The sequence below is a fragment of the Variovorax sp. VRV01 genome, assembly GCF_014852545.1.
GTDB classification, from domain to species: Bacteria; Pseudomonadota; Gammaproteobacteria; order Burkholderiales; family Burkholderiaceae_C; genus Variovorax; species Variovorax beijingensis_A.
Window position 1 is genome coordinate 59,151 of the sequence record NZ_JACVBS010000025.1, and the last position, 23,579, is coordinate 82,729.

The 23,579-nt window shown below is 69.6% G+C and carries 24 protein-coding genes and 1 pseudogene; 14 read left to right on the top strand and 11 right to left on the bottom strand.

Features of this window, described 5'->3' with window-relative positions; all coding sequences use genetic code 11:
* Positions 1-12: 12 nt before the first annotated feature.
* From IB278_RS30095 to IB278_RS30115, 5 genes are read right to left on the bottom strand one after another with little or no spacing between them, the layout of a single operon-like run.
* Complete coding sequence (locus tag IB278_RS30095; RefSeq protein WP_192327583.1) at positions 13-984, bottom strand: MBL fold metallo-hydrolase; 972 nt, start codon at positions 982-984, stop codon at positions 13-15.
* The gene (locus IB278_RS30100) at positions 981-1,184 is read right to left on the bottom strand and encodes a DUF2783 domain-containing protein (protein ID WP_145739244.1); all 204 of its coding nucleotides are present in this window, start codon (positions 1,182-1,184) and stop codon (positions 981-983) included. Before IB278_RS30100 ends, IB278_RS30095 begins: the two co-directional genes overlap by 4 nt.
* Complete coding sequence (locus IB278_RS30105) at positions 1,181-2,833, bottom strand: FAD-dependent oxidoreductase (RefSeq protein WP_192327586.1); 1,653 nt, start codon at positions 2,831-2,833, stop codon at positions 1,181-1,183. The genes IB278_RS30100 and IB278_RS30105 overlap by 4 nt, the downstream gene beginning before the upstream one ends.
* Positions 2,834-2,840: 7 nt before the next feature.
* On the bottom strand, positions 2,841-3,962 hold the full coding sequence (locus IB278_RS30110; protein ID WP_145739247.1) for an alpha/beta hydrolase family protein: 1,122 nt from the start codon (positions 3,960-3,962) through the stop codon (positions 2,841-2,843).
* Positions 3,955-4,503 (bottom strand): VOC family protein, encoded by a 549-nt coding sequence (locus tag IB278_RS30115; RefSeq protein ID WP_145739249.1) that lies wholly within the window; start codon positions 4,501-4,503, stop codon positions 3,955-3,957. Before IB278_RS30115 ends, IB278_RS30110 begins: the two co-directional genes overlap by 8 nt.
* Before the next feature lie 88 nt (positions 4,504-4,591).
* Here IB278_RS30115 and IB278_RS30120 point away from each other — a divergent pair, with 88 nt between their 5' ends.
* The 3 genes from IB278_RS30120 (at position 4,592) to pyk (ending at position 8,318) form a co-directional block, all read left to right on the top strand.
* Entirely contained in the window at positions 4,592-5,497 is a 906-nt protein-coding gene (locus tag IB278_RS30120) for a LysR family transcriptional regulator (RefSeq protein WP_192327589.1), read from the top strand.
* A gap of 94 nt (positions 5,498-5,591) precedes the next feature.
* Complete coding sequence (locus tag IB278_RS30125; RefSeq protein ID WP_192327592.1) at positions 5,592-6,785, top strand: phosphoglycerate kinase; 1,194 nt, start codon at positions 5,592-5,594, stop codon at positions 6,783-6,785.
* Positions 6,786-6,869: 84 nt separating this feature from the next.
* Positions 6,870-8,318 (top strand): pyruvate kinase, encoded by a 1,449-nt coding sequence (pyk, locus tag IB278_RS30130; protein ID WP_062364063.1) that lies wholly within the window; start codon positions 6,870-6,872, stop codon positions 8,316-8,318.
* A gap of 6 nt (positions 8,319-8,324) precedes the next feature.
* Here the strand turns inward: pyk and IB278_RS30135 are convergent, their stop codons facing one another.
* Positions 8,325-9,341, bottom strand: coding sequence for a 1-aminocyclopropane-1-carboxylate deaminase (locus IB278_RS30135; protein WP_145739255.1), 1,017 nt, complete (start codon positions 9,339-9,341; stop codon positions 8,325-8,327).
* 137 nt (positions 9,342-9,478) lie between these two features.
* Between IB278_RS30135 and IB278_RS30140 the strand changes: the two genes are divergently transcribed.
* From IB278_RS30140 to IB278_RS30150, 3 genes are all read left to right on the top strand, one after another.
* Complete coding sequence (locus IB278_RS30140; protein ID WP_192327595.1) at positions 9,479-9,988, top strand: Lrp/AsnC family transcriptional regulator; 510 nt, start codon at positions 9,479-9,481, stop codon at positions 9,986-9,988.
* 112 nt (positions 9,989-10,100) lie between these two features.
* Positions 10,101-11,165: a class II fructose-bisphosphate aldolase gene (gene fba, locus IB278_RS30145; RefSeq protein WP_145739259.1), complete on the top strand. Its 1,065-nt coding sequence runs from the start codon at positions 10,101-10,103 to the stop codon at positions 11,163-11,165.
* A gap of 106 nt (positions 11,166-11,271) precedes the next feature.
* Positions 11,272-12,177: a phosphoribosylaminoimidazolesuccinocarboxamide synthase gene (locus tag IB278_RS30150; protein WP_192327598.1), complete on the top strand. Its 906-nt coding sequence runs from the start codon at positions 11,272-11,274 to the stop codon at positions 12,175-12,177.
* 21 nt (positions 12,178-12,198) lie between these two features.
* Here the strand turns inward: IB278_RS30150 and IB278_RS30155 are convergent, their stop codons facing one another.
* Positions 12,199-12,651, bottom strand: coding sequence for an META domain-containing protein (locus IB278_RS30155; RefSeq protein ID WP_145739262.1), 453 nt, complete (start codon positions 12,649-12,651; stop codon positions 12,199-12,201).
* A gap of 120 nt (positions 12,652-12,771) precedes the next feature.
* Positions 12,772-13,692, bottom strand: a complete 921-nt coding sequence (locus tag IB278_RS30160) for a tetratricopeptide repeat protein (RefSeq protein WP_192327601.1) — start codon at positions 13,690-13,692, stop codon at positions 12,772-12,774.
* 36 nt (positions 13,693-13,728) lie between these two features.
* Between IB278_RS30160 and purE the strand changes: the two genes are divergently transcribed.
* The 3 genes from purE to IB278_RS30175 are packed head-to-tail and all read left to right on the top strand — an operon-like array spanning position 13,729 to position 16,459.
* Positions 13,729-14,274, top strand: coding sequence for a 5-(carboxyamino)imidazole ribonucleotide mutase (purE, locus tag IB278_RS30165; protein ID WP_145739266.1), 546 nt, complete (start codon positions 13,729-13,731; stop codon positions 14,272-14,274).
* Complete coding sequence (locus IB278_RS30170) at positions 14,271-15,461, top strand: 5-(carboxyamino)imidazole ribonucleotide synthase (RefSeq protein ID WP_145739268.1); 1,191 nt, start codon at positions 14,271-14,273, stop codon at positions 15,459-15,461. The genes purE and IB278_RS30170 overlap by 4 nt, the downstream gene beginning before the upstream one ends.
* Positions 15,458-16,459, top strand: coding sequence for an L-threonylcarbamoyladenylate synthase (locus IB278_RS30175; RefSeq protein WP_124959047.1), 1,002 nt, complete (start codon positions 15,458-15,460; stop codon positions 16,457-16,459). The genes IB278_RS30170 and IB278_RS30175 overlap by 4 nt, the downstream gene beginning before the upstream one ends.
* Positions 16,460-16,471: 12 nt before the next feature.
* On the opposite strand, the gene IB278_RS30180 is transcribed toward IB278_RS30175, so the two are convergent.
* From IB278_RS30180 to IB278_RS30190, 3 genes are all read right to left on the bottom strand, one after another.
* Positions 16,472-18,055, bottom strand: a complete 1,584-nt coding sequence (locus tag IB278_RS30180) for an alpha/beta hydrolase family protein (protein ID WP_192327604.1) — start codon at positions 18,053-18,055, stop codon at positions 16,472-16,474.
* A 118-nt stretch (positions 18,056-18,173) separates the two neighbouring features.
* Positions 18,174-19,607 carry a D-alanyl-D-alanine carboxypeptidase/D-alanyl-D-alanine-endopeptidase gene (gene dacB, locus IB278_RS30185; RefSeq protein WP_192327607.1) on the bottom strand — a complete coding sequence of 478 codons (1,434 nt, stop codon included), beginning with the start codon at positions 19,605-19,607 and terminating at the stop codon, positions 18,174-18,176.
* Between the two features lie 8 nt (positions 19,608-19,615).
* Complete coding sequence (locus tag IB278_RS30190; RefSeq protein WP_145739274.1) at positions 19,616-20,206, bottom strand: GDP-mannose pyrophosphatase; 591 nt, start codon at positions 20,204-20,206, stop codon at positions 19,616-19,618.
* Positions 20,207-20,285: 79 nt separating this feature from the next.
* On the opposite strand from IB278_RS30190, the gene IB278_RS30195 reads away from it, so the two are divergent.
* From IB278_RS30195 to IB278_RS30215, 5 genes and pseudogenes are all read left to right on the top strand, one after another.
* On the top strand, positions 20,286-21,050 hold the full coding sequence (locus tag IB278_RS30195) for a DeoR/GlpR family DNA-binding transcription regulator (RefSeq protein WP_192327610.1): 765 nt from the start codon (positions 20,286-20,288) through the stop codon (positions 21,048-21,050).
* 64 nt (positions 21,051-21,114) lie between these two features.
* Entirely contained in the window at positions 21,115-22,131 is a 1,017-nt protein-coding gene (locus IB278_RS30200; RefSeq protein ID WP_192327613.1) for a DMT family transporter, read from the top strand.
* On the top strand, positions 22,124-22,840 hold the full coding sequence (gene tsaB, locus IB278_RS30205; protein ID WP_192327616.1) for a tRNA (adenosine(37)-N6)-threonylcarbamoyltransferase complex dimerization subunit type 1 TsaB: 717 nt from the start codon (positions 22,124-22,126) through the stop codon (positions 22,838-22,840). Before IB278_RS30200 ends, tsaB begins: the two co-directional genes overlap by 8 nt.
* Positions 22,837-23,379 (top strand): ribosomal protein S18-alanine N-acetyltransferase, encoded by a 543-nt coding sequence (gene rimI, locus IB278_RS30210; RefSeq protein WP_062364083.1) that lies wholly within the window; start codon positions 22,837-22,839, stop codon positions 23,377-23,379. The genes tsaB and rimI overlap by 4 nt, the downstream gene beginning before the upstream one ends.
* Positions 23,376-23,579: pseudogene (locus tag IB278_RS30215) on the top strand (uracil-DNA glycosylase); the annotation flags it as partial. The gene rimI and the pseudogene IB278_RS30215, both read left to right, overlap by 4 nt.

Genomic DNA, 23,579 nt, shown 5'->3' on the forward strand with positions numbered 1-23,579 from the left:
ATCTGGTTCAGCTCATTCACCGCGCAGCGTCTGCCACAGTGCGCGGTCGCGCTCCGCGGTCCACACCACGGGGTGTTCGATGCCGCGCAGTTCGTCGTACGCGCGCGAGACGTCGAAAGGCAGCACGTGCTGGAACACGGGCCAGCTGCCGAAGCGCGGCGCCATCGCCGCCTCGGCGCGTGCGAAGCAGCCCTTGAGCGTTTCGCCCGCGGCGATGCCGGCTTTCACGCTGTCGAGCAAGGTCTGGAGAAAAGCCTGGGTCAGCCCGATGGCTTCGAAGCATTCGGCTTCGCCCTGCAGCACGGCGCCGCGGCCCGGCACCAGCACGCGCGGCTTCAGGGCCCGCACCGCATCGAGCGTGCCGGTCCAGTCGCCGATGTAGGCATCGCCCGCATAGACGCCGCAGCGGTTCTCGACCACGTCGCCCGAGAACAGCACGCCGCAGTCGGGCAGCCACGCGACCGTGTCGCCGCTCGAATGGCCGCGGCCCAGGGCCATCAGCCGAAGCTCGCGGCCCTGGCCGGGGCCGAGCCAGAGGCTCATCTCGCGCTCGAAGCTCTGCGTGGGAAAGGTCAGGCCTGGAATCTCTTCGACGCCCGCGAAGAGGCGCGGGAAGCGCCCCACCTCGGAATCGAAGTCAGCCTGGCCGCGCGTGTGGATCCAGTCGAGCGTGCCACGGCTCGCGATGACGGCCTCGACCTCGCCGAAGGCGCTCGCCCCCATCACGCGCACCGCGTGGTAGTGCGTGAGCACGATGGTCTTGATGGGCTTGTCGGTCACCGTGCGGATGGCCGCCAGGAAGTCGCGCGCCATGCGCGGCGTGGGGCGCGTGTCGATCAGCACCACCTGCTCGTCGCCGACGACGAAGCCGCAGTTGGGATCGAAGTCGCTGATGTAACCGTAGACGTCGGGCGCGAGTTCGCGCAGTTGCGGCTTCTGCTCGCGCGTGTCGGAGGCCGAGGCGAAGGAGATGTTGGCGGTCATGGTGCGGTGCTTGTCGTGGGGTCTTCGGCCGCGGCGTGGATGCAGGCCAGCAGCACGGCCTGGTCGCCGCACTGGCTGGCCAGCAGCAGCACGAGCCGGGCGTTGAGATCGGCGCTCTGCGCTTCGCTCAGGCCTTCGTGCGCGGCCAGCAAGGCGGCGTAGAAGCCGTCGGGGTCGGGGATGCGGGGCTCGGTGATCATGGGGCGTGGTGGTCGTGGGCGAGGGCCGTGCGCAGCGCGCTGGCGATCGCATTGGGCGTGGCCTGCGCCAGCGTCGCGGCGCGGTAGGCGTCGGGCCGCACGAGGACGAAGCTGCCCGCATCGTGGATGCCAAGGTGGCACGTGAACTTCTCGTCGGCTTGCAGCGTCGGCAGCCCGCTGTCGCCGCCGATGGCCAGCAGGCGCAGCGGCAGCGAGGCCGTGGCGTCCATCGCCGCTCTGGCTGCGGCGCGCGTGGGTGCGAGCCACAGGCCCAGGCACTGCGTGCCCTCGGCCAGCAGCTGCATCAGCGTGGTCTCGCGGCCATCGGCCCAGCGCAGCGGCAGGTTCTGCACCGTGCGTGCGCCTTCGGGCAACTGCGGCGCGGGTGGATAGTCGTTGGCAACCGACATGCGGCCGGTGTTGACCAGCGCACGCGCAAATGGATGGCGCGCGGCCAGCGCCACCACCGCGCGGCGCAGCGTGTGCTCGGCCGGCGAGCGTGGCGCAAGGAAGCGCGCCGAGCGGCTCGTGACTTTCAGATTCTCTTTCGCGGCCGGCTGCCGTTCGGCGTCGTAGCTGTCGAGCAGCGCATCGCCGGCCTGCCCCTGCGCGACCAGCGCGAGCTTCCAGCCGAGGTTCGCCGCATCCTGGATGCCGCTGTTGCCGCCGCGCGCGCCGAAGGGGCTCACCACATGCGCTGCGTCGCCGATGAAGAACACGCGGCCGTGGCGGAAGCTGTCGAGCAGGTGATCGCGGTAGCCGTACGGGCCGATCCAGACGAACTCGAACTCCACGCCCGGTCCGAGCTGCTCGCGCAGCCGCGCGCCCGCCACTTCGGGCCGGCTGATGTGGGCGGTGTCGCAGTCCTCGGGCATCTGGTAGTCGATGCGCCAGACGCCATCGGCCATCAGGTGCTGCCAGACACCGCGGCCTTCGTTGAAAGGTGCGTCGACCCAGGTCCAGCGCTCAGTGGGCAGCGGCTTTCTGAAGCGCACGTCGCTGATGCACCAGCGGTCGGTGCTGCGCGAGGCGTGCGCGTCGATGCCGAGCTGCGTGCGGATCGGGCTGTTGGCGCCGGTCGCGTCGACCAGCCGGTCGGCCTCGATCGTGTAGCGGCCGGCCGGCGTTTCGATGCCGATGCGCACGCCATCGCTCAAGGGCTCGATGGACGTCACGCGGCTTTTCCAGCGCACATCGGTGAGCCCGAGATCGAGGATGCGCTCGACCAGGAACCACTCGATGTAGAACTGCTGCAGGTTGATGAAGGGCGGCTGCCTGGAGACGCTCTCTGCCTGCAGGTTGAAGCTGTAGACCTCCTGTTCGCCCGAGAAGGTGCGCCCGAGCGACCAGGTGATGCCCTTGGCCGCGATGCGCTCGTAGATGCCCAGGCGCTCGAATATTTCGAGGCTCTTCTGCGCGTAGCAGATGCCGCGCGACGACGCGCCGCGCACGCCCACGGTGTCGTCCTCGTCGAGCAGCACCGCGCGTATGCCGCGCTGCGCGAGGTCGCAGGCCAGCGTGAGGCCCGAAGGCCCGGCGCCGACGATCACGATCGGGTGGCGAACGGTTTTGGTGCTGCCCAGTTCGGGCGGCGGCACGAAGGGCCAGACCGGCAACTCGTAGGCCGGTGCAAATGCAAAGCTTTCCATGTCTCTTCTACAGCGCGTGGGCGAATTCGGCGATGGCATCGGCCGCCTGGGGGATCAGCTCGGGCTGGCCCGCGAGATAGTGGTTGCCGCCCACGATGTCGACGTTGCGGATGCGCGCGCCGCCCGCGGCCATCCACGCATCGCGTGTGCTCGGAAAGGTCGACTGGTCGCCGGTGTAGGTCAGCAGCAGCTTGGGGCAGGTGGTGCGCGCGAGGTTGGTGGGCCCGTCCGCCTGCGAGCGCGAGGACCATTGCGAGAGGAACGCGGTGAGCGAGGTGGTGCGGCCCATCGCGTTGGCCGAGTAGTTGACCTGGCGCGCATCGCCCCACACGCTGCCCGGCAGGCGGTCGTTGGCATCGAGCGACAGGTCCACGCAGCGCGGGTCGGCGTGCGTGCGGTAGACGATGAAGGCCTGGTCGCGCGGCGCGCCCGGGGTGCTGCGCAGCAGCGCGAGGCGATCGACGCACCACTGTTCGATGCGATCGAGCCGCGCCTGCTGCGCCGCGCTGAAGCGCGCGAGAAAGCCACGGTCGTAGGGCATGCGGTGGCGCGGGTCGTACATGTCGAGCTCGGGGTCCACCGAGAGCGGATCGTGCTCGTCGGTGACGGACGGGTCGATCCAGTCGCGCATCAGCCGCGTGCGGCCCAGGTGCGCGGCGCACAGCGCGATGCCGTCCACCGGCGGCAGGTCGTCGGGGTGCAGGTGCGTGGGGTCGCCGTCGGGCAGGTGGGTGGCGGTGAGATTCTCGGCCTGTGCCTGGTAGAAGGCCGAGAGCGCCGCGCCGCCGGAGTTTCCGACCAGGAACACCTTCTCGTAGCCCGCCGCGCGCAGGTACTGCACGCCGGCACCCAGGTCCTGGATCGCACGCTCCATCAGCAGCACGGTGTCGTTTCCCACGTAGCGCGAGTTCAGGCCCATGCAGCAGATGCCGCGCTCGGCCAGCGGGCCGATCAGGTAGTGGCCCATGAAGTTGCTGGTCGGGTGCATCACGATGGCCGCGACCTTCTCCGGGCCCGGCGGCGCGCGAAAGGCGCCGTAAATGCGCGGCCGCAGCAGCTGCAGGCCCGACTGGCTTTCCATCGCCGCGCCGGGCTTCACGTCGATGACGGCGAGTTGCAGCTCAGCCATGCGCCGCGTCCTTCGCTGCGCGCAGCCCGGCCTTGCGCATGGTCCACGCATCCAGCTCGGCACGCGCGCGCAGCGCATGCGCCTCCATCTCGGCCTGCGGCACGGTCGGCGTGGTCAGTTCCACGCGCAGGCCGTTGGGATCGAAGAAGTAGATCGATTCGATGATGTGGTGGTCGGTCACGCCCAGCACTTCGACGCCCGCGCCTTCGAGCCGCGCCTTGGCGGCGAGCAGGTCGGCCACGGAATCGACCCGCAGCGCGATGTGGTTCACCCACGCCGGCGTGTTGGGCGAAGGCAGCGCGGCGATGCCGTCGCCCAGGTCGAAGAAGGCGATGTACGAACCATCGCGCATGCGAAAGAAGATGTGCACGTAGGGGCAGTACTCGCCCGTGCTCGGCACGTGGTCGCTCTTGATGACGTGCGCGAGCGGCAGGCCCAGCAGGTCTTCGTAGAAGCGGCGGGTTTCCTCGCTGTCGCGGCAGCGCCAGGCGAAATGGTGCAGCCCGCGAACTGGCGGGGCCGCGGGGTCGGTCGTCGGCATGGCTTCTTGTCTCCGGTAAGCCGCGATTGGGCAATGCCTCGTCTTATGATGCAATCGAAATTAATTCATAGATTGATGAAGTAAACATATGAATTTGACCCTGCGCCAACTGCGCGCCTTTGCAGCCGTGGCCGAGACCGGCAGCTTCACCGCGGCCGCGCGGCAGCTGCACCTCACGCAATCGGCGCTCAGCGTGCTGGTGCGCGAGCTCGAGCGCGAGATCGGCGTGCAGCTGCTCGACCGCCATACGCGGCGCGTGCAGCTCTCGGAAGCCGGGCGCGAGTTCCTGCCTTCGGTGCACCGGCTGCTGGGAGACCTCGCGGGCGCGGTGGCAGGCGTCACGGATTTGCGTGACAAGAAGAAAGGGCTGTTGCGGCTTGCAGCGCCGCAGCTCATGGCCTGCACGCTGATGCCGCGCGTGATCGCGCTCTACCGCGAGGCCTTCCCCGACGTCGACGTGCGCCTGGCCGACACGCTGCCCGAGCACCTGCTGGCCGGCGTGATGGCCGGCGACGTGGAGCTTGCGGTGGGGCAGGACGTGGCCGTCGACGGCGCCGTCGAGCGCCGCACGCTGTTTCGGGACCGGCACTGGCTGATCTGCCCGCCCGGCCACGCCTTTGCGAAGCGCCGCAAGGTGCGCTGGAACGAACTCGGCCCGTACACCTTCATTGCGCCCACGCGCGACTTCCGCCAGCGCGTGCTGCCCGAGCTGGCGCCGGCCGAGCGCGAGCTCATGCTGCGCCCGGGCACCCAGGAGGTGTCGTACATGACCACTGCGCTGGGCATGGTGGCCTCGGGGCTCGGGCTCACGGTGTGCCCGACCTATTCGGCGCCGCTGGTGCGCGCCCACGGCCTGCAGATGGTGCGGCTCGAATCGCCCGACTTCCACCGCGAGGTCTGCATCTACAGCGCAGCGCGGCGCACCCTGTCGCCCGCGGCCGCGAGCTTCGTCGAGATCCTCGAGCGCTTTGCCAGGACGCAGCCAAAGGGGTGAAAAGGATCGGCGCGCCGCAACAGGCGCTCGGAGCGGCGCCGGGGCCAAACCTACAATGGAAGGCGACTCGTCTTCCACCACCTCCTCCAGATCCATGAACGTCATTCGATTCACCGACCTCTGCGCGCAGGGCAAGGCCGCCGGCCAGCGCGTCTTCATCCGTGCCGACCTCAACGTGCCGCAAGACGATGCCGGCCACATCACCGAGGACACGCGCATCCGCGCCTCGGTGCCCTGCATCCAGCTGGCGCTCGATGCCGGCGCCGCCGTGATGGTCACCTCGCACCTGGGCCGCCCCACCGAAGGCGAGTTCAAGCCCGAGGACTCGCTCGCCCCCGTCGCCAAGCGCCTGGGCGAACTGCTCGGCCGCGAAGTGCCGCTGGTCGCCAACTGGGTCGACGGCGTCGACGTCAAGCCCGGCCAGGTCGTGCTGCTCGAGAACTGCCGCGTCAACAAGGGCGAGAAGAAGAACGACGAGGCACTGGCCCGCAAGCTCGCAGCGCTCACCGACATCTACGTGAACGATGCCTTCGGCACTGCCCACCGCGCCGAAGCCACCACCTACGGCATCGCGCAGTTCGCCAAGGTGGCCGCGGCCGGCCCGCTGCTGGCGGCCGAGATCGACGCCATCACCAAGGCGCTGGCGCAACCCAAGCGGCCGCTGGTGGCCATCGTGGCGGGCTCCAAGGTCAGCACCAAGCTCACCATCCTGAAGAGCCTGTCGGCCAACGTCGACCAGCTGATCGTCGGCGGCGGCATCGCCAACACCTTCATGCTCGCGGCCGGCCTTTCGATCGGCAAGTCGCTGGCCGAGCCCGACCTGGTCGACCAGGCCAAGGCGGTGATCGAAGCCATGCGCGCGCGCGGCGCCGACGTGCCGATCCCGGTGGACGTGGTCACGGCCAAGACCTTCGCGGCCGATGCGCCCGCCACCGTCAAGGCAGCGAACGACGTGGCCGACGACGACCTGATCCTGGACATCGGCCCGAAGACCGCCGCGATCCTGGCCGCGCAGTTGCGCGAAGCCGGCACCATCGTCTGGAACGGCCCGGTGGGCGTGTTCGAGTTCGACGCCTTCGCGGGCGGCACCAAGGCCATCGCCCAGGCCATCGCCGAGAGCAGCGCGTTCTCGATTGCCGGCGGCGGCGACACGCTCGCGGCCATTGCCAAGTACGGCATCGAGAAGCAGGTCGGCTACATCTCGACCGGCGGCGGCGCCTTCCTCGAAGTGCTCGAGGGCAAGACGCTCCCGGCTTTCGAAATCCTCGCCAAGCGTGCCGCAGGCTGATTTTTCGCGCCCGCGCCGCGGTGCCCGCTTCCTGTTGTCACACAAAGTGTATACAGTAGCGGATACAAAATGGAGACACGCTCAATGATCACGGATCGCCTTCCCCGCCACGCCACCAAGATCGTCGCCACGCTCGGCCCGGCGTCCAACACGCCCGAGCTGCTGGAGCAGATGATCCTGAACAAGGTCAGCGTGGTGCGGCTCAATTTCAGCCACGGCACTGCGCAGGACCACATCGACCGTGCGGCCATGGTGCGGGAGGCGGCGCGCAAGACGGGCCGCGAGGTGGCGATCATGGCCGACCTGCAGGGCCCCAAGATCCGCGTCGGCAAGTTCGCGCAGGGCAAGGTCTGGCTCGAGCCGGGCGCCAAGTTCGTGCTCGACGCCTCGCGCACCGAGCCCGGCGATGCCGAGGCGGTCGGCCTCGACTACAAGGACCTGCCGCGCGACGTGCGCCCCGGCGACCGGCTGCTGCTGAACGACGGCCTCATCGTGCTCACGGTCGACGCGGTGCGCGGCGAGGCGGTGCACACCACCGTGAAGCTCGGCGGCGAGCTCTCCAACAACAAGGGCATCAACAAGCAGGGCGGCGGCCTCACGGCGCCGGCGCTCACGGCCAAGGACATGGAGGACATCAAGACCGCGATGAGCTTCCAGGCCGACTACGTGGCCGTGAGCTTTCCCAAGAACGCCACCGACATGGAAATGGCGCGCCAGCTGTGCAACGTGGCGGCGGCCGAGTACGGCCACAAGCCGGGCCTGATCGCCAAGATCGAGCGCGCCGAGGCCATTCCCAAGCTGGAGGAGATCCTGCGCGCGAGCGACGGCATCATGGTGGCGCGCGGCGACCTCGCGGTGGAGGTGGGCAATGCCGCCGTGCCGGCGCTGCAGAAAAAAATGATCCGCATGGCGCGCGACATGGACAAGGTGGTGATCACCGCGACCCAGATGATGGAGTCGATGATCACCAACCCGGTGCCCACGCGCGCCGAGGTGAGCGACGTGGCCAACGCCGTGCTCGACGGCACCGACGCCGTGATGCTCTCGGCCGAGACCGCCTCGGGCCGCTACCCGCTCGAAACCGTGCAGGAGATGAGCCGCATCTGCGAAGCCGCCGAAGCGGCCGAGGACAAGACGCTGGACGCCGACTTCAGCGGCAAGACCTACAGCCGCATCGACCAGTCGATTGCGATGGGCGCGCTGTTCACCGCCCACCACCTGGGCGCCAAGGCCATCGTGGCGCTCACCGAGTCGGGCTCCACGCCGCTGTGGATGAGCCGCCACCGCGCGCACATCCCGATGTACGCGCTGACCTCGCGGCTGGCCACGCAGCGCCGCATGGCGCTCTACCGCAACGTGCGCCCGCTGCTGATGGATTCGGAGAGCGACCGCGACACCGCGCTCGAGCAGGCCGAAGCCCACCTGAAGAAGCGCGGCATCGTGCAGACCGGCGACGTCTATGCCATCACCTGCGGCGAGCCGATGGGCGCCCCCGGCGGCACCAACATGCTCAAGATCTGCCGCGCGAGCTGAGCCCGCTCAGCCATTCCTGAACAGGAAGCTGTAGGCGTTGAGGGCCGGCACGCCGCCCAGGTGCGCGTAGAGCACCTTCGAGCCGGCCGGGAATTCGCCCAGGCGCACCTTCTCGATCATGCCGTGCATCGACTTGCCCTCGTACACCGGGTCGGTCAGCATGCCTTCCAGGCGCGCGCAGAGGCGGATCGATTCCAGCGTGCCTTCGTTGGGCAGGCCGTATTCGGGGCCGCCGAAGCGGCGGTCGAGCACCACGTCCTTGTCGGTGATGTCGCGGCCCAGTTCGACCAGTTCAGCCGTGCCCTTGGCAATGCGCACGATCTGCTCGAAGGTCTGCTGCGGCTTGGCCGAGGCGTCGATGCCGATCACGCGATCGGCCCGGCCGTCGGCCGCGAAGCCCACCACCATGCCGGCCTGCGTGCTGCCCGTGACCGAGCAGGTCACGATGTAGTCGAACTTGAAGCCCAGCTCGGCCTCCTGCTGCCGCACTTCTTCCGCAAAGCCGACGAAGCCCAGGCCGCCGCGCGGATGCTCCGAGCAGCCGGCCGGAATCGGAAAGGGCTTGCCGCCGGCCTTGCGCACGTCGGCCATGGCCTCTTCCCAGCTCTTGCGGATGCCGATGTCGAAGCCCGCGCTGTCGAGCCGCACGTCGGCGCCCATGATGCGGGACATCTCGATGTTGCCGACGCGGTCGTACACCGCATCGGAATAGTTGACCCAGTTCTCCTGCACCAGCACGCACTTCAGGCCCAGATGCGCGGCCACGGCCGCCACCTGCCGCGTCTGGTTCGACTGGATGCCGCCGATCGACACCAGCGTGTCGTAGCCGCCCTCGAGCGCCTCGGGAATCAGGTATTCGAGCTTGCGCGTCTTGTTGCCGCCGAAGGCGAGGCCGCTGTTGCAGTCCTCCCGCTTGGCGTAGAGCTCGACCTCGCCGCCCAGATGGGCACTCAGGCGCTTGAGCGGGTGGATCGGGGTGGGGCCGAAGGTCAGGGCATGGCGGGGGAATTTCTTGAGGTTCATCGATGTGCTCCAGAGAAGTGGAATGCCATCGATCGTAGGAAGAAGCCGCCGAAACGTGCTTGCAAACTTTGGTGGAATTGCGGTGAAAAAAAAGACAAGATCGGGGATTCCGCGTTTTTTGAGTCGTAAGAAAAAAAATGAGCACAACAAAATTGCGTTCCACGCCGGCGCAGGCGGCCGAAACGGCGGCGGAGCTCGACCGCACCGATCGCGCCATCCTGCGCGCCCTGCAGCGCGACGCCTCGGTGTCGAATGTGGCCCTGGCCGCCAAGGTCAACCTCAGCGCGCCCGCATGCCTGCGCCGGGTCGAGCGGCTCAAGGCCGCGGGGCTCGTCAAGGGCATCGTGGCGCTGCTCGACGCCCAGGCGCTCGAGCTCGGCATGCTGGTGATGATCGGCGTGGTGCTCGACCGCTCCACGCCCGATTCCTTCGCCGATTTCGAAAAGGCCGCGCAAAAGGTCTCGGGCTGCCTCGAATGCCACGTGGTCACGGGCGAGTTCGACTACTTCATGCTCGTGCGAACGCGCGACAACGACAGCTTCAACCGGCTGCATGCCGAGCAGCTGCTGTACCTGCCGGGCGTGCGGCAGATCCGGACTTTCGTGGTGCTCAAGCAGGTGCTGTCGACCACGCAACTGCCCATCTAGCAGCGCCTGCGCCGCGTGTCAGTGCCGTCCCACAAGGGGGCTCGATAGAATTGGGGCAGTTTTCTCTCGTCTTTCCGCCTTCTTTTTCCCCTATTTCCGCGAGGTATTTCCCATGGCACTCGTCTCGATGCGCGAACTGCTGGACCACGCAGCCGCCAACGGCTACGGCATTCCGGCCTTCAACGTCAACAACCTCGAACAGGTCCAGGCCGTCATGGAGGCCGCCAAGGAAACCGGCGCGCCTGTCATCCTGCAGGCCAGCGCGGGTGCCCGCAAATACGCCGGCGAAGCCTTCATCAAGCACCTGATCCAGGCTGCGATCGAGCAGTACCCGAACATCCCGCTGGTCATGCACCAGGACCACGGCCAGAGCCCGGCCATCTGCCAGGGCGCCATCGACCTCGGCTTCTCGTCCGTGATGATGGACGGCTCGCTCAAGGAAGACGGCAAGACGCCGGCTTCTTTCGACTACAACGTCGACGTGACCCGCAAGGTGGTCCAGCTGGCGCACAAGGTCGGCGTCACGGTCGAAGGCGAACTGGGCTGCCTGGGTTCGCTCGAAACCGGCATGGCCGGTGAAGAAGACGGCATCGGCGCCGAAGGGGTGCTCGACCACTCCGCGCTGCTGACCGATCCCGAGGAAGCCGCCCAGTTCGTCAAGGCCACGCAGCTCGACGCGCTGGCCATCGCCATCGGCACCAGCCACGGCGCCTACAAGTTCACCCGCAAGCCCACGGGCGACATCCTGTCGATCTCGCGCGTGAAGGAAATCCACGCCCGCCTGCCCAACACCCACCTGGTGATGCACGGCTCGTCGTCGGTGCCGCAGGACCTGCTCGAGATCATCCGCAAGTACGGCGGCAACATGAAGGAAACCTACGGCGTGCCGGTCGAGGAAATCCAGGAAGCCATCAAGTACGGCGTGCGCAAGATCAACATCGACACCGACATCCGCCTGGCCATGACCGGCGCGGTGCGCAAGTTCCTGGCCGAGAACCCCGAGAAGTTCGACGCCCGCGAGTGGCTCAAGCCCGCGCGCGAGGCCGCCAAGCAGATCTGCAAGCAGCGCTACATCGAGTTCGGCTGCGAAGGCCAGGGCCCCAAGGTCAAGGGCGAGACGCTGCAGGTCGTCGCCGCCAAGTACGCCAAGGGCGAGCTCGCGCAAGAAGTGGTCTGAAGACAAACTTTTTCCGCGAATCACAGGCCACCGTTCGCGGTGGCTTTTTTCTGCGCGCACAATCCGTTTTCCCCCGTCACCCGTTTCCGCACAGCAGCACCGTCCCATGACCACCGTCCACACCTCTTCCATCCAGAGCCTGCCCCTGCTTGCGCGCGGCAAGGTGCGAGACAACTACGCCGTCGGCGAAGACCGCATCCTGATGGTCGCGAGCGACCGGCTCAGCGCCTTCGACGTCATCATGGGCGAGCCGATCCCGGGCAAGGGCGAGATCCTCACGCAGATGGCACTGTGGTGGTTCGACCGCCTCGGCCAGCTGTGCCCCAACCACCTGACGGGCGAAGCGCCCGAGAGCGTGGTCACGCCCGAAGAGGTACCGCAGGTCACCGGCCGCTCGATGCTGGTCAAGCGCCTCACGCCGATCCCGGTCGAGGCCGTGGTGCGCGGCTACCTGGCCGGCAGCGGCTGGAAGGAATACCAGGAAAGCCGCTCGGTCTGCGGCGTGCCGCTGCCCGAAGGGCTCACCAACGCGAGCAAGCTGCCGCGCCCGATCTTCACGCCCGCGGCCAAGGCCGCGGCCGGCGAGCACGACGAGAACATCAGCTACGACCGCGTGGTCGAGATCGTCGGCCCCAAGCTGGCGCAGCAGATCCGCGAGACCAGCCTGGAGATCTACGAAACCGCCGCGCAGATCGCGCTGGCCAAGGGAATGATCATTGCCGACACCAAGTTCGAGTTCGGCCTGGACGAGGCCGGCACGCTGGTGCTGATGGACGAGGTGCTCACGCCCGACAGCTCGCGCTACTGGCCGGTCGAGGGCTACCAGGCCGCGCTGGCCGCGGGCGCCAATCCGCCGAGCTACGACAAGCAGTTCGTGCGCGACTGGCTCGAGGCCACCAAAATCAACGGCAAGCCCTGGGACAAGACCCCGCCGGCGCCGCGCCTGCCAGCCGAGGTGATCGAGAAGACCGCGGCCAAGTACCGCGAGGCGCTGGAGCGCCTGACCGGCTGAAGAAGAAGCGGGCTCGCCCCCTCAGCGGCTCGCCGAGTTCAGCGTTGCCACGGTCCGCCCGCTTGCGTCGAGCAACGCGAGCCGTCCCGGGCCGGCCAGGCGATAAGTAGTGGTGGTCTGGAGCGCCGAGATGAATTGCGCTTCGTTGGCACCGCGCACCGGGTCCGCGCAGGCCATGCGGGTCGAGGCCAGCTGGCCGATGCGCAGCGTGATGCCGCTGCGCGTGAACGACCCCGAAACGCGGTTGCAGCCGCCCGTTCCGCTGACGCGCCCGCTGCTGCGGTCGAACTGGATCTGCGCCTCGCCGCCGGGCGCCACGGGTTCGTCGCCCAGCTGCACCAGGCGCCAGACCGGTCCCTCGATCGGCTCGTCGAGGCTGATGCCGCTGCCGCAACCGGCCAGGGCGGCGGCCAGCAGTGCGGTCGCGAAAACGGGGAGCGCGATGCGGGCGCGGTGGCGGGCGGGGAGACGCATGGCCGGGATTTCCTTTTCAATTGCAACAAGTTGAATCGTTGCCATCGTATGCGACGCCGCACCGGCTCGCCAAGATGCGTCCGTTCCCCCGCAATTTGCCGCCAGGCGGCTCAGTTCGGCTCAGCTCAGCACCACGCTGCTGAGGCGGCGGCGGTAGGTGGCCACCACCGGATCGTCCGGCGGAATCTGCCCGTCCGCCACCTTCACCTTGGGCGGCTCGATCAGGTCGAGGATCGCGATGTAGGTCTTGCGCGCGAGCTCCTCGTTCCAGGCCTTGTCGCGCATCAGGATCTCGAGCAGCTCGTCCATCGCATCGGTCCAGCGCTGCTCGGCCATCAGCAGGCGGGCGCGGCCGAAGCGGGCGTCGAAGTCGCGCTTGCCGGCGGCGATCTTCGCGTCGAACTCGGCGATCGCGGGCGCGGCGCCCGAGGCCGGCGCCGCAAAGTCGATCGCGTCCATCCAGCGCTGCAGCGAGTCGAAGCGGCGCACCAGCGTGGTCCGGGCGATCACCGGCGCGAACGCCACCTTGGCATCGTCGATGCGGCCCATCTGCAGCAGCAGCTTGATGTAGTCGAAGCGCGCGTCGTCGTTGGCCGGGTCGGTCGCCACCGCATGCTGCAGCCGCTCGAGCGCACCCTCGGTGTCGCCTTCGGCCAGCGCTTCCTGGGCCGCGGCCTCCTGGGAGGCGGCTTCGACCTGCTCGGCGGCGGGCACGTGCTTGTCGAGGAATTCGCGGATCTTGTCGGCCGGAATGGCGCCGACGAAGCCGTCGACCGGCTGGCCATCCTTGAACATCACGCAGAACGGGATGCTGCGCACACCGAACATTTCGGACAGCTGCGACGAGATCTGCGGCACCTTGTCGGCGTCCAGCTTGGCCAGCGTGAAGCGCCCGGCGTACTCGGTTTCGAGCTTTTCGAGCACCGGGCCGAGCTGCTTGCATGGTCCGCACCATTCGGCCCAGATGTCGAGCAGCACCGGCGTGGCGACCGAGCCTTCGATCAGTTCAGCCTGAAAATTTTCGAGAGTGATGTCGATCATCGGGAACAACTGGGGGTGAAACGTAAAATTGGAACCATGAACGAAACCATTCAGGTCGGTGTTGTGATGGGCTCGAACTCCGATTGGGAGACGATGCGCCACGCGGTCGAGATTCTCCAGCAATTCGGGATCCAGCACGAAGCGAAGGTGGTCTCGGCCCACCGGATGCCCGATGCGCTCTTCGCCTATGCCGAAAGCGCCGCCGGGCGCGGGCTGGCTGCGATCATCGCGGGCGCGGGCGGCGCCGCCCACCTGCCGGGCATGCTGGCCGCCAAGACCACGGTCCCGGTGCTCGGCGTGCCGGTGGCCAGCCGCCACCTGCAGGGCGTCGATTCGCTCTACAGCATCGTGCAGATGCCCAAGGGCGTGCCGGTGGCCACCTTTGCCATCGGCAATGCGGGGGCAGCCAATGCGGCGCTGTTCGCGGTGGCGATGCTGGCGGTGAAGGATCCGGCGCTGCGCAGCCGGCTCGATGCCTTCCGCGCTGCGCAAACCGCCGCGGCCGAGGCGATGGTCCTGCCGCCGCCGGTGGACGGCGCTGCCGTGTCGCCCTTTTCGCCGCAGGGCGGGGGTGCGCTGTGAGCAACAACGATCTGCCCATTCTTCCGGGCGCCACGCTCGGCGTGCTCGGCGGCGGCCAACTGGGCCGCATGTTCGCCCACGCCGCCCAGCGCATGGGCTACTTCACGGCCGTGCTCGACCCCGACGCCGACAGCCCGGCCGGCCGCGTGAGCCACCACCACATCCACACCGACTACGCCGACGTCGACGGCCTGGCGCGGCTCGCGGGCCTGGCCGATGCGGTCACGACCGAGTTCGAGAACGTGCCGGCGCCCTCGCTGGAGAAGCTGTCGGTGGCTCGGCCCGTGGCCCCCGACGCGGGCGCCATCGCCATCGCGCAGGACCGCATCGCCGAAAAGGCCCATTTCACGCGCTGCGGCGTGGCCTGCGCGCCCTATGCGGTCATCGAGACCGCGGCCCAGCTCGCCGCCGTCGAGGACATGCTGCTGCCCGGCATCCTCAAGACCGCGCGCCTGGGCTACGACGGCAAGGGCCAGCAGCGCGTGTCCACGCGCGCCGAACTGGTCGACGCCTGGCAGGCCGCGGGCTGCGTGCCCTGCGTGCTCGAAAAGCTGCTGCCGCTCGAATTCGAATGCTCGGTGATCGTCGCGCGCGGCCGCGACGGGCAGCTGGTGCACTTTCCGCCGCAGCGCAACCTGCACCGCGACGGCATCCTGGCCGTGACCGAGGTGCATGCGCAGAACATGCCCAAGACCGTGGCGCAGGCGGCCATCAACTCGGCCAAGAGCATTGCCACCGGGCTGGACTACGTGGGCGTGCTGTGCGTGGAGTTCTTCGCGCTGGCCGACGGCTCGCTGGTGGTGAACGAAATGGCGCCCCGGCCGCACAACAGCGGCCACTACACCATGGAAGCCTGCGACGTGTCGCAGTTCGAACTGCAGGTGCGCACCCTCGCGGGCCTGCCGCTGGCCGCGCCGCGCCAGCACAGCCCGGCGGTTATGCTGAACCTGCTGGGCGACCTGTGGTTCAACGCGGGCGGCGACAAGCCGGTGGCGCCGCGCTGGAGCGAAGTGCTCGCGCTGCCCGGCGTGCACCTGCACCTCTACGGCAAGATCGAACCGCGCCGCGGCCGCAAGATGGGCCACCTCACGCTCACCGGTGCCACCCTCGAAAGCGTGCGCGCCGCGGCCTCCCGGGCCGCCACCGTGCTCGGCCTGCCGGCGCTGTCGGCGGCCGACTTCGCATGATCCTCGACGGCCAATCCCCGGAAGCCATTGCCGAGGCCGTGCGCGTGCTGCGCGCCGGCGGGCTGGTCGCGTTCCCGACCGAGACCGTCTACGGCCTGGGCGCCGACGCCACCAGCGACATGGCGGTGGCCGGCATCTTCAAGGCCAAGGGCCGGCCGGCCGACCATCCGCTGATCGTCCACGTGGCGGCCGGCATCAAGGGCACCGAGGCGCTGTCGCGCTTTGCGCAGCCGCTGCCGCCCTTTGCGCAGAAGCTGGTGCAGGCCTTCTGGCCCGGCCCGCTGACGCTGATCGTCACGCGCCAGCCCGGCGTGGCGGCCGCGGCCGCCGGCGGGCAGGACACCATCGGCCTGCGCTGCCCGTCGCATCCGGTCGCGCAGGCCCTGCTCGAGGCCTGCGCAGAGCAGGGCGTGCCGGGGCTCGCGGGCCCGAGCGCCAACCGCTTCGGCCGCGTGAGCCCCACCACCGCACAGCATGTGCATGACGAGTTCGGCGACGCGCTGACGGTGATCGACGGCGGCGCCTGCGAGGTGGGCATCGAGTCGACCATCGTCGACTGCAGCCGCGGTGCACCCGTGCTGCTGCGCCCGGGCCTGATCACGCGCGCGCAGATCGAGGCCGCCGCGGGCGAGCGCCTGAGCAACCGCGAGGTGCTCGAGACGCCCGATCCGCGCGCCTCCGGCACGCTCGAGGCGCACTACGCGCCGAACGCCAAGCTGCGGCTGATGGATGCCAAGGCCATCCAGGCCGGCCTCGACGTGCTCGGGCCGGGCGCGGCCCACATCGCGGTGTGGACGCGCGCCGAGGTGCGCAGCCATTCCCAGCGCGTGCTGCAGCGGCGCATGCCCGACGACGCGGCGGCCAGCGCACACCAGCTGTTCGCGGTGCTGCGCGAGTTCGATGCCGAAGGCGTCAAGCTGATCTGGGTCGAGACGCCGCCCGACACGCCCGAATGGGAAGGCGTGCGCGACCGCCTCCACAGGGCGTCCATGGGCTAACCCCGGTCTTCGCTAGCCGCCGGCGGCCAGCACGCCCTGGAAGAAGCCTCGCGCCGAAGCCAGGCAGAACGGCGGCGCCAGGGTGCCGTGGTAGGCCAGGGTGACGGCCTGCCGCTTGTCGGCGTCGCTGCCGGGGGTGTTCTGCGCCAGGGTGCTCTTGGCCTGGGCGAAGCCGGCGCGCGCGGCGGAATACGCGTCGGTGGTGGCGTTATCTTCCAGGTCGACCACGGTCAGCGCGGCCGCGGGCATGCCGCGGGCGCGGAAGTAGCCGGCGGTGGCGCGGGTGCTCAGGAAGTTCACGGTCGGATCGTTGGCGCCGCCGCACATGAGCACCGGCCGCGCCGGCAGCCAGTTGCGCAGGTCGTTGGCGCGCGCCGCCTTGCGGAAGCCCACGGCCGGCTTGCAATCGAGCGGCGAGGTGGTGCCCAGCGAGGCGGCCGTGGCGGGCAGCGCATTGCCGGGGCAGGGATTCGCCTGGATGTCGCCGGCCGCCTGCGTCAGGTAGCTCTGGCGGATGAGGTTGTTCGCGCCGTAGAAGATCGACAGCTCCGGGCTCACCGGCCCCGGCGTCGCGCCGGCGGGAAAGAGCGCAAGCTGCGGCAGCTTGCCGTTGGCATACAGCGTGGTGAGGGGCGTGAGGCTCGGCAGCAGGGTGTCGATGCCGGTGGCGTACTGCGCTTCGTAGATGTCGCCGGTGCTGCCGTAGACGTCGCCGAACTGCTGCTGCCAGCTGGCCGAGAGCAGCGGCACGAAAAGCGTGCTGCCGAGCGCCGGCCAGCCCATGAAGGTGTAGTCCGCCAGCAGGCCGATGGCCGAAGGCGCCGAGAGCGGCGCCGACGCCGTCACCGCCCGGCCCGTGGCCTGCATCTCGCGGTGCGCCGCCAGCGCCACGTAGCCGCCCTGCGAATAGCCGGTGATCAGCAGCGAGCCCGCGTCCGTGGCGTCGATGCCCGTGAAGGTCTTGCGCGCCGCGGTGAGCGCATCGACCATGTCCTTGCCCTGCTGGTCGCCATTGAGGTACGGGTGATAGGGCAGCGTCGACTTGTCGTAGCCCGCGTAGTTGGGCGCCACCACGATGTAGCCCTGCGCCGCGAACATGGCGGCGATCGTGAGGCCTTCGCCGGCCGCCGGCTGCGTGGAGTCGGTCCATTTGGCGAGGTTGTAGTTGCGCGCGGCGGTGGTGCCGTGGGCATACAGCACCACCGGCCGCGGCCCGTTGCAGGCCACGTCGGCGCCGGAGGGCAGCATGATCGCGGCGGTGGCATTGGTGGCTTCGTTCTTGCCGCCGATGGTGCGGTATTCGAGGTAGCGCACCTCGACCCCGCACCTGGGCGCGCCCGCCACTTGCAGCAGGGCCTTGCCCTGGTCGGTCGCCTGGAGGTTGGTCCGGAGCTGGTCGGCCGAGAGCTTCGCGGTCTGCTCGGGCGGGTCTGTGACGACCGAGCCGCGGCCGGTGTCGCCGACGGGAGGCGGCAGTCCCACGCCGATGCCGCCACCCCCTCCACCGCCGCCGCAGGCCGCCAGCAGCAGCGTGACGCCGCCGAGTGCCGCAATCCTGTGCAGCGGAGTGGAGAGTTGTCGTTGCGGCTTTTTCAAGGCGTGGCTCCTGATGTTGTCGAATCGAACGGGCGTCCGATTCTGTGCAGTGCCATGGCCACGCGCAAGCGGCGCGTATACCTAGAGAAGTTTTCAGTACACGGACGCTTGATGGCCGTCAGTTGTCCTGCGAAGCCCAGTCGACCAGCGCGTCGAACGCGGCGCGCGCAGCCCCGGCGTTCTCGCCGTTGGCAATCGCCACCAGCACGTAGCGGCGGCCGCTTGCGCCGTGTACATAGCCGGCCACGCCGGCGGCATCGCGCAGCGAGCCGGTCTTCAGGTGGGCCGCGCCGCCCGAGCGCAGCGTGCGCTTCCTGAGCGTGCCGTCCACCCCCATGGCGGGCAGCGACGACACCAGCTCCGGCATCAGCGGCGAGCGCCAGGCGACCTGCAGCATCTTGCCGAGCGCCGCCGCGCTGATGCGCTCGTCGCGCGACAGGCCCGAGCCGTTGTCGAACACCGGCGGCGCCTCGCCGGTGCCGATGCGCTCGCGCCACCACTGGCCCAGCGCGCTGCGCGAGGCCTCGAAGCTGCCGCGGTTCCTCTGCGTGAGCCCGAGCGTGAGGAACAGCTGCTGCGCCATCACGTTGTTGCTGTACTTGTTGATGTCGCGCACCACCTCCGAAAGCGGCGGCGAGCCGAATTCGAACACCGGCTTGAGCCCGGCCGGCACGCGGCCGTCGCGCATCTGGCCGCCGACCCGGCCACCCATCTCGGCCCACATGCCGCCGATGGCGCGCAGGCCGTAGGTGCGCGGATCGGCATAGGCCACGGCCCAGCTCTTCTCGCCGCAGGCGGCCGGCAGGACGCCCATGAAGCGGATGCGGTTCGGGTCGCTGAAGTCGGGCTTGATCGCGGCGCGCCAGTCGCCGCATTCGCCGGGCGCGAGCGCAACCGCGGGCTGCATCGACACGCTGGCGAGCGGCGGCTCGTAGCTCACGCGTGCCTGCTGGCCGCCGCGCTCGGGTGTGAAGACCATGTTGACCGACTTGAAGTTGACCAGCAGCGCCTCGGGCGAGGCGTTGTAGGGCCGCAGCGGCTCGCCGTCGAAGGCGGCCGGGTCGTTCTCGCTCGTGCCGTCGAAGGCGCTGCGGTCCAGCACGATGTCGCCGCTCACGGTGGTGATGCCCAGCCCCTGCACGCGCCGCAGCAGCAGCCAGGCGCGCTCCAGCACCAGCTTGGGATCGCCCTGGCCCTTGATGTAGAGGTTGCCGTTGAGCACGCCGTTGCTCACCGTGCCGTCGACGTAGACCGGCGTGCTCCAGCTGTAGGCCGGCCCGAGCAGGTCGAGCGCGGCGTAGGTCGTGACCAGCTTCATGATCGACGCCGGATTCACCGGCACCTGGGCGCGCCAGGCCAGGCGCGGCGGGCGCAGGCCGTCGGCGTCGGCCACCAGCATCGTCACCGCGTCGCGCGGCACCTTGGCGCGCGCAAGGGCGGTCTCCACTTCGCCCGGAAGGGCCTGCTGTGCAAGCGCGCCCGGAGCGGCCAGGGCGGTGAAGGAAAGCGCGCAGGCGGCGCGCAGGAAGAAGGAGAGACGACGAAGACGCATCGTGCCGATTATCTCGGCGCGAAAACATGCAGTTGCGCGTGATACAGCAGCATCACCGTCTTGGCGTCGGCGATGCGCCCGTCCGCCACCATGGCCAGCGCCTCGTCGATGCCGAGCTCGAGCACCTCGATGTCCTCGCCCTCCTCGGCCAGGCCGCCACCGCCGCCGATGCGCATCGAGGGCTCGTACTCGGCGACGAAGAAGTGCAGCTTCTCGGTCACCGAACCCGGGCTCATGAAGGCTTCGAACACCTTCTGCACCGCGTCCAGGCGATAGCCCAGTTCTTCCTCCACCTCGGCGCGGATGCGCTCCTCCGGCGCCGCGTTGTCGAGCAGGCCGGCGGCCGCCTCGATCAGCAGCTCGTCATGCCCGTTGACGAAGGCCGGGTAGCGGAACTGCCGCGTCAGCAGCACCGTGCGCTGCGCGAGGTTGTAGGGCAGCAGCGTGGCGCCGTTGCCGCGGTCGTAGGTCTCGCGGTGCATGCGCTGCCACTGGCCGTCGCTGCGCCGCCAGTCGAAGGCGGTGGTCTTGAGGGTGTACCAGTTGTCGGAAAGCAGGGTGACTTCGTGCACCCGGACGCGGTCGTGGAGGGTTGTCATGGCGCGCAGCTTATGCGCAAATTCGTGCAGAAACAAGAAAATTCGTGCAATCTGCAGTCCTGCCCGCTACCATCGCCCGATGCTCACCCGCCAGCGCAAGCAACACATCCTCTCGGTCCTGCAGCGCGACGGCAACGTCGTCGCCAAGTCGCTCAGCGAGGAGCTGGCGCTGTCGGAAGACACGATCCGCCGCGACCTGCGCGAGCTGGCCGCCGAGGGGCTGCTGCAGCGCGTGCACGGCGGCGCGCTGCCGGTCGCCCCGGCCGAAGCCGACTTCGCGGGCCGCCTGCAGCTCGCAACCGCGGAAAAGGTGGCCATCGGCCGCGCCGCGGCACGGCTGGTGCGGCCCGGGCAGGTGGTCTTCATCGATGGCGGCACCACGGCCGTGCAGATGGCGCGGCACCTGCCGGCCAGCCTGCTCGCCACGGTGGTCACGCACAGCCCGTCGGTGGCGGTCGAGCTGGCGGGCCATGCCGGCATCGAGGTGGTGCTGATCGGCGGGCGGCTGTTCCGGCATTCGATGGTGGCGGTGGGCGCCGCGGCCATGGACGCCATCTCGCGCGTCCACGCCGACACCTGCTTCCTCGGCGTGACCGGCGTGCATGCCGAGGCGGGCCTGACCACCGGCGACGTCGAGGAGGCCGCGATCAAGCGCGCACTCATGGCGGCCGCAGCCGAGACGGTGGTGCTGGCCTCGTCGGAAAAGATCGGTGCGGCCTCGGCCTGGGTCATCCACCCGGTCTCGGCCGCCACCAGCCTGCTGGTGTCGCCGGAAGCGCCCGTCGCCGCGCTGGCACCGCTGCGCAAGGCCGGGCTCGCCATCCTGCGCAGCGACGGTGGTTGACGGCGCCCGGGCGCCGATTCGCCCCTGGCCGGCGCGGCCGCGGCCTGCCCTGGATAATCGCGGGATGCCCGCCCTGCCCCGTTTTTCGCCCCGCACGATCGGCATCGGCGCGGCCGTGGTCACCGTGCTGGTCTGGACTGCCTTCATCGTGATCGCGCGGGCTTCGGCCGCACGCTCGCTCACCCCGTTCGACCTGGCGCTCGCGCGCATCTGCGGTGCCAGCCTGGTGCTGGTGCCCTGGGGCGCCTGGATGGTCATGAAGGGCCAGCGGCAGAAGGACGACGCCGCGTCGTCGCTGTTCGGGCTGTCGCCGCTGTCGCTGCGCGTCACGGCCGGCGCCGGCATCTTCGGCGGCGTGGCCTATGCCCTGCTGGCCTACAGCGGCTTCTTCTTCGCGCCCGCGGGCCACGCCTCGGTGCTGATGCCCGGCAGCCTGCCGCTGTGGACCACGCTGCTGGCCGCGCTGGTGCTGCGCGACCGCATCACGCCGGCCCGCGCCTTCGGCCTCGCGCTGATCGTGGCCGGCGACCTGGTGGTCGGCGGGCGCAGCCTGCTGCATGCCTTCGAAGGCGGCGAGGTCTGGAAGGGCGACCTGCTCTTCATGGCCGCGGCCTTCTGCTGGGCCTGCTACAGCGTGGTGGCGCGCCGCCACGGGCTCGACGCCGTGCGCGCGACCATCGCCATCACCGTGTTCGCGCTGCTGGCCTATGTTCCGGCCTACGGCCTGCTGGTGGCGGGCGGCGCGGTCGTGAGTCGCATCGGCGCCGCGCCCTGGGGCGAGGTGGCGTTCCAGATGCTGTTCCAGGGCGTCGGCTCGGTCGTCGTCTCGGGCATCACCTTCACGAAGATGATCCAGTACTTCGGGCCGGTGCGCAGCACCATGATCACGGCGCTCGTGCCCGGCCTCTCGGCCTTCGGCGCGGTGATCTGGCTCGACGAGCCGCTTTACTGGAACCTGATCGCCGGCCTGCTGCTGGTGACCGCGGGCATCCTGTTCGGCGTGCAGAAAACAACAGCCGGGGGGCGCGCGGCTGCGCGACCCGCGATACCGGCCACCGCCGCGGGGTGCCGCGATGCCTAGGCTCCTGGCTTTCGACACCAGCACCGAGCACCTGTCGGTGGCGGTGCGCCACGGCGAGCGCCTGTTCACGCACAGCGGTGCCGGCGGCGCACAGGCGTCGAGCACGCTGATCCCGCTCATCCTGCAGCTGCTGGCCGAGGCCGGGCTCGAACTTGCTGCGCTCGACGCCATCGCCTTCGGCCGCGGGCCGGGCTCCTTCACGGGCCTGCGCACCGCCTGCTCGGTGGCGCAGGGCCTGGCCTTCGGCGCCGGCGTGCCGCTGCTGCCGGTCGACACGCTGCTGGCCGTGGCCGAGGAGGCGCGCCATGCCTTCGGCGCGCGCCAGGTGGTGGCGGTGCTCGACGCGCGGATGGACCAGCTCTATGCCGCGCGCTACGACTTCGATGGGGGCGGTGCGCTGGGCGGCGCGGACGTCGAGCCGCTGCTGCTCGCGCCCGAAGCGCTCGAAGTGCCCGCCGGCTGGTCCCTCGCCGGCAACGCCTTTGCCGCCTACGGCCCGCGCCTGGCCCCGGCCGCGGCGCGCCACGAAGTGCTGCCGACGGCCACCGCCATGCTGCGGCTGGCGCCCGCGCTGCTGGCCGCGGGGCGCACGGTGGATGCGGCACATGCCTGGCCGCTCTATGTTCGCGATAAAGTGGCGCAAACCACCGATGAGCGTGCTGCCATCAAGGCGGCCGCGCTGGCGGTTCCACCTGTTGCCAATCCATGAGCGCTGTCCTCCAGCCCGTCGAAGCCCGCCTCGAACCGCTCACCGTCGAGCGGCTCGATGCCGTCTGCGCGGTCGAGCAGACGGCCTACAGCCATCCGTGGACGCGGGCCAACTTCATCGATTCGATGGCGGTCGGCTACCACTGCCAATGCCTGCTGGCCCCGGTTTCGCGGCCCGACCTGGGCACGCCGATCACCAGCCTCGGCGAGACGCTGATCGGCTACTTCGTCGCCATGAAGGGCGTGGACGAAGTGCACCTGCTCAACATCACCGTGGCGCCGGCCTTCCAGCGCCAGGGCTGGGCGCCGCTGATGCTCGAGGCGCTGACCGGCTGGTCGCGCGCGCAGGGCGCGCAGTGGCTCTGGCTCGAGGTACGCCAGAGCAACCGGCGCGCGCTCGACATCTACATGCGCCAGGGTTTCCGCAGCGTGGGCGTGCGCAAGGGCTACTACCCCGCCCATGAAGGCAAGCGCGAGGACGCGGTCGTCATGAGCCTGCGATTGAACGAATCAGGCTCTGCCTGGGGAGCCTTGCGATGAGCGCGGTACAGACACTGAAGCTCGACGCCCGCCAGCGCGCGATGCTCGACGAGATGGGCGTGAAGGTCTGGTGGCCGATGCCCGAAGCTGCCGAAGCGGCGCCCGCGGCCGTGGAAGCGGCAGCGGTGGCCGAGCCGCCGTCCGCCGTCCGCGAGCGCGCGCCCGCCGTGGCCGAAGCGCCGTCCGCCGCGCCCACGCCG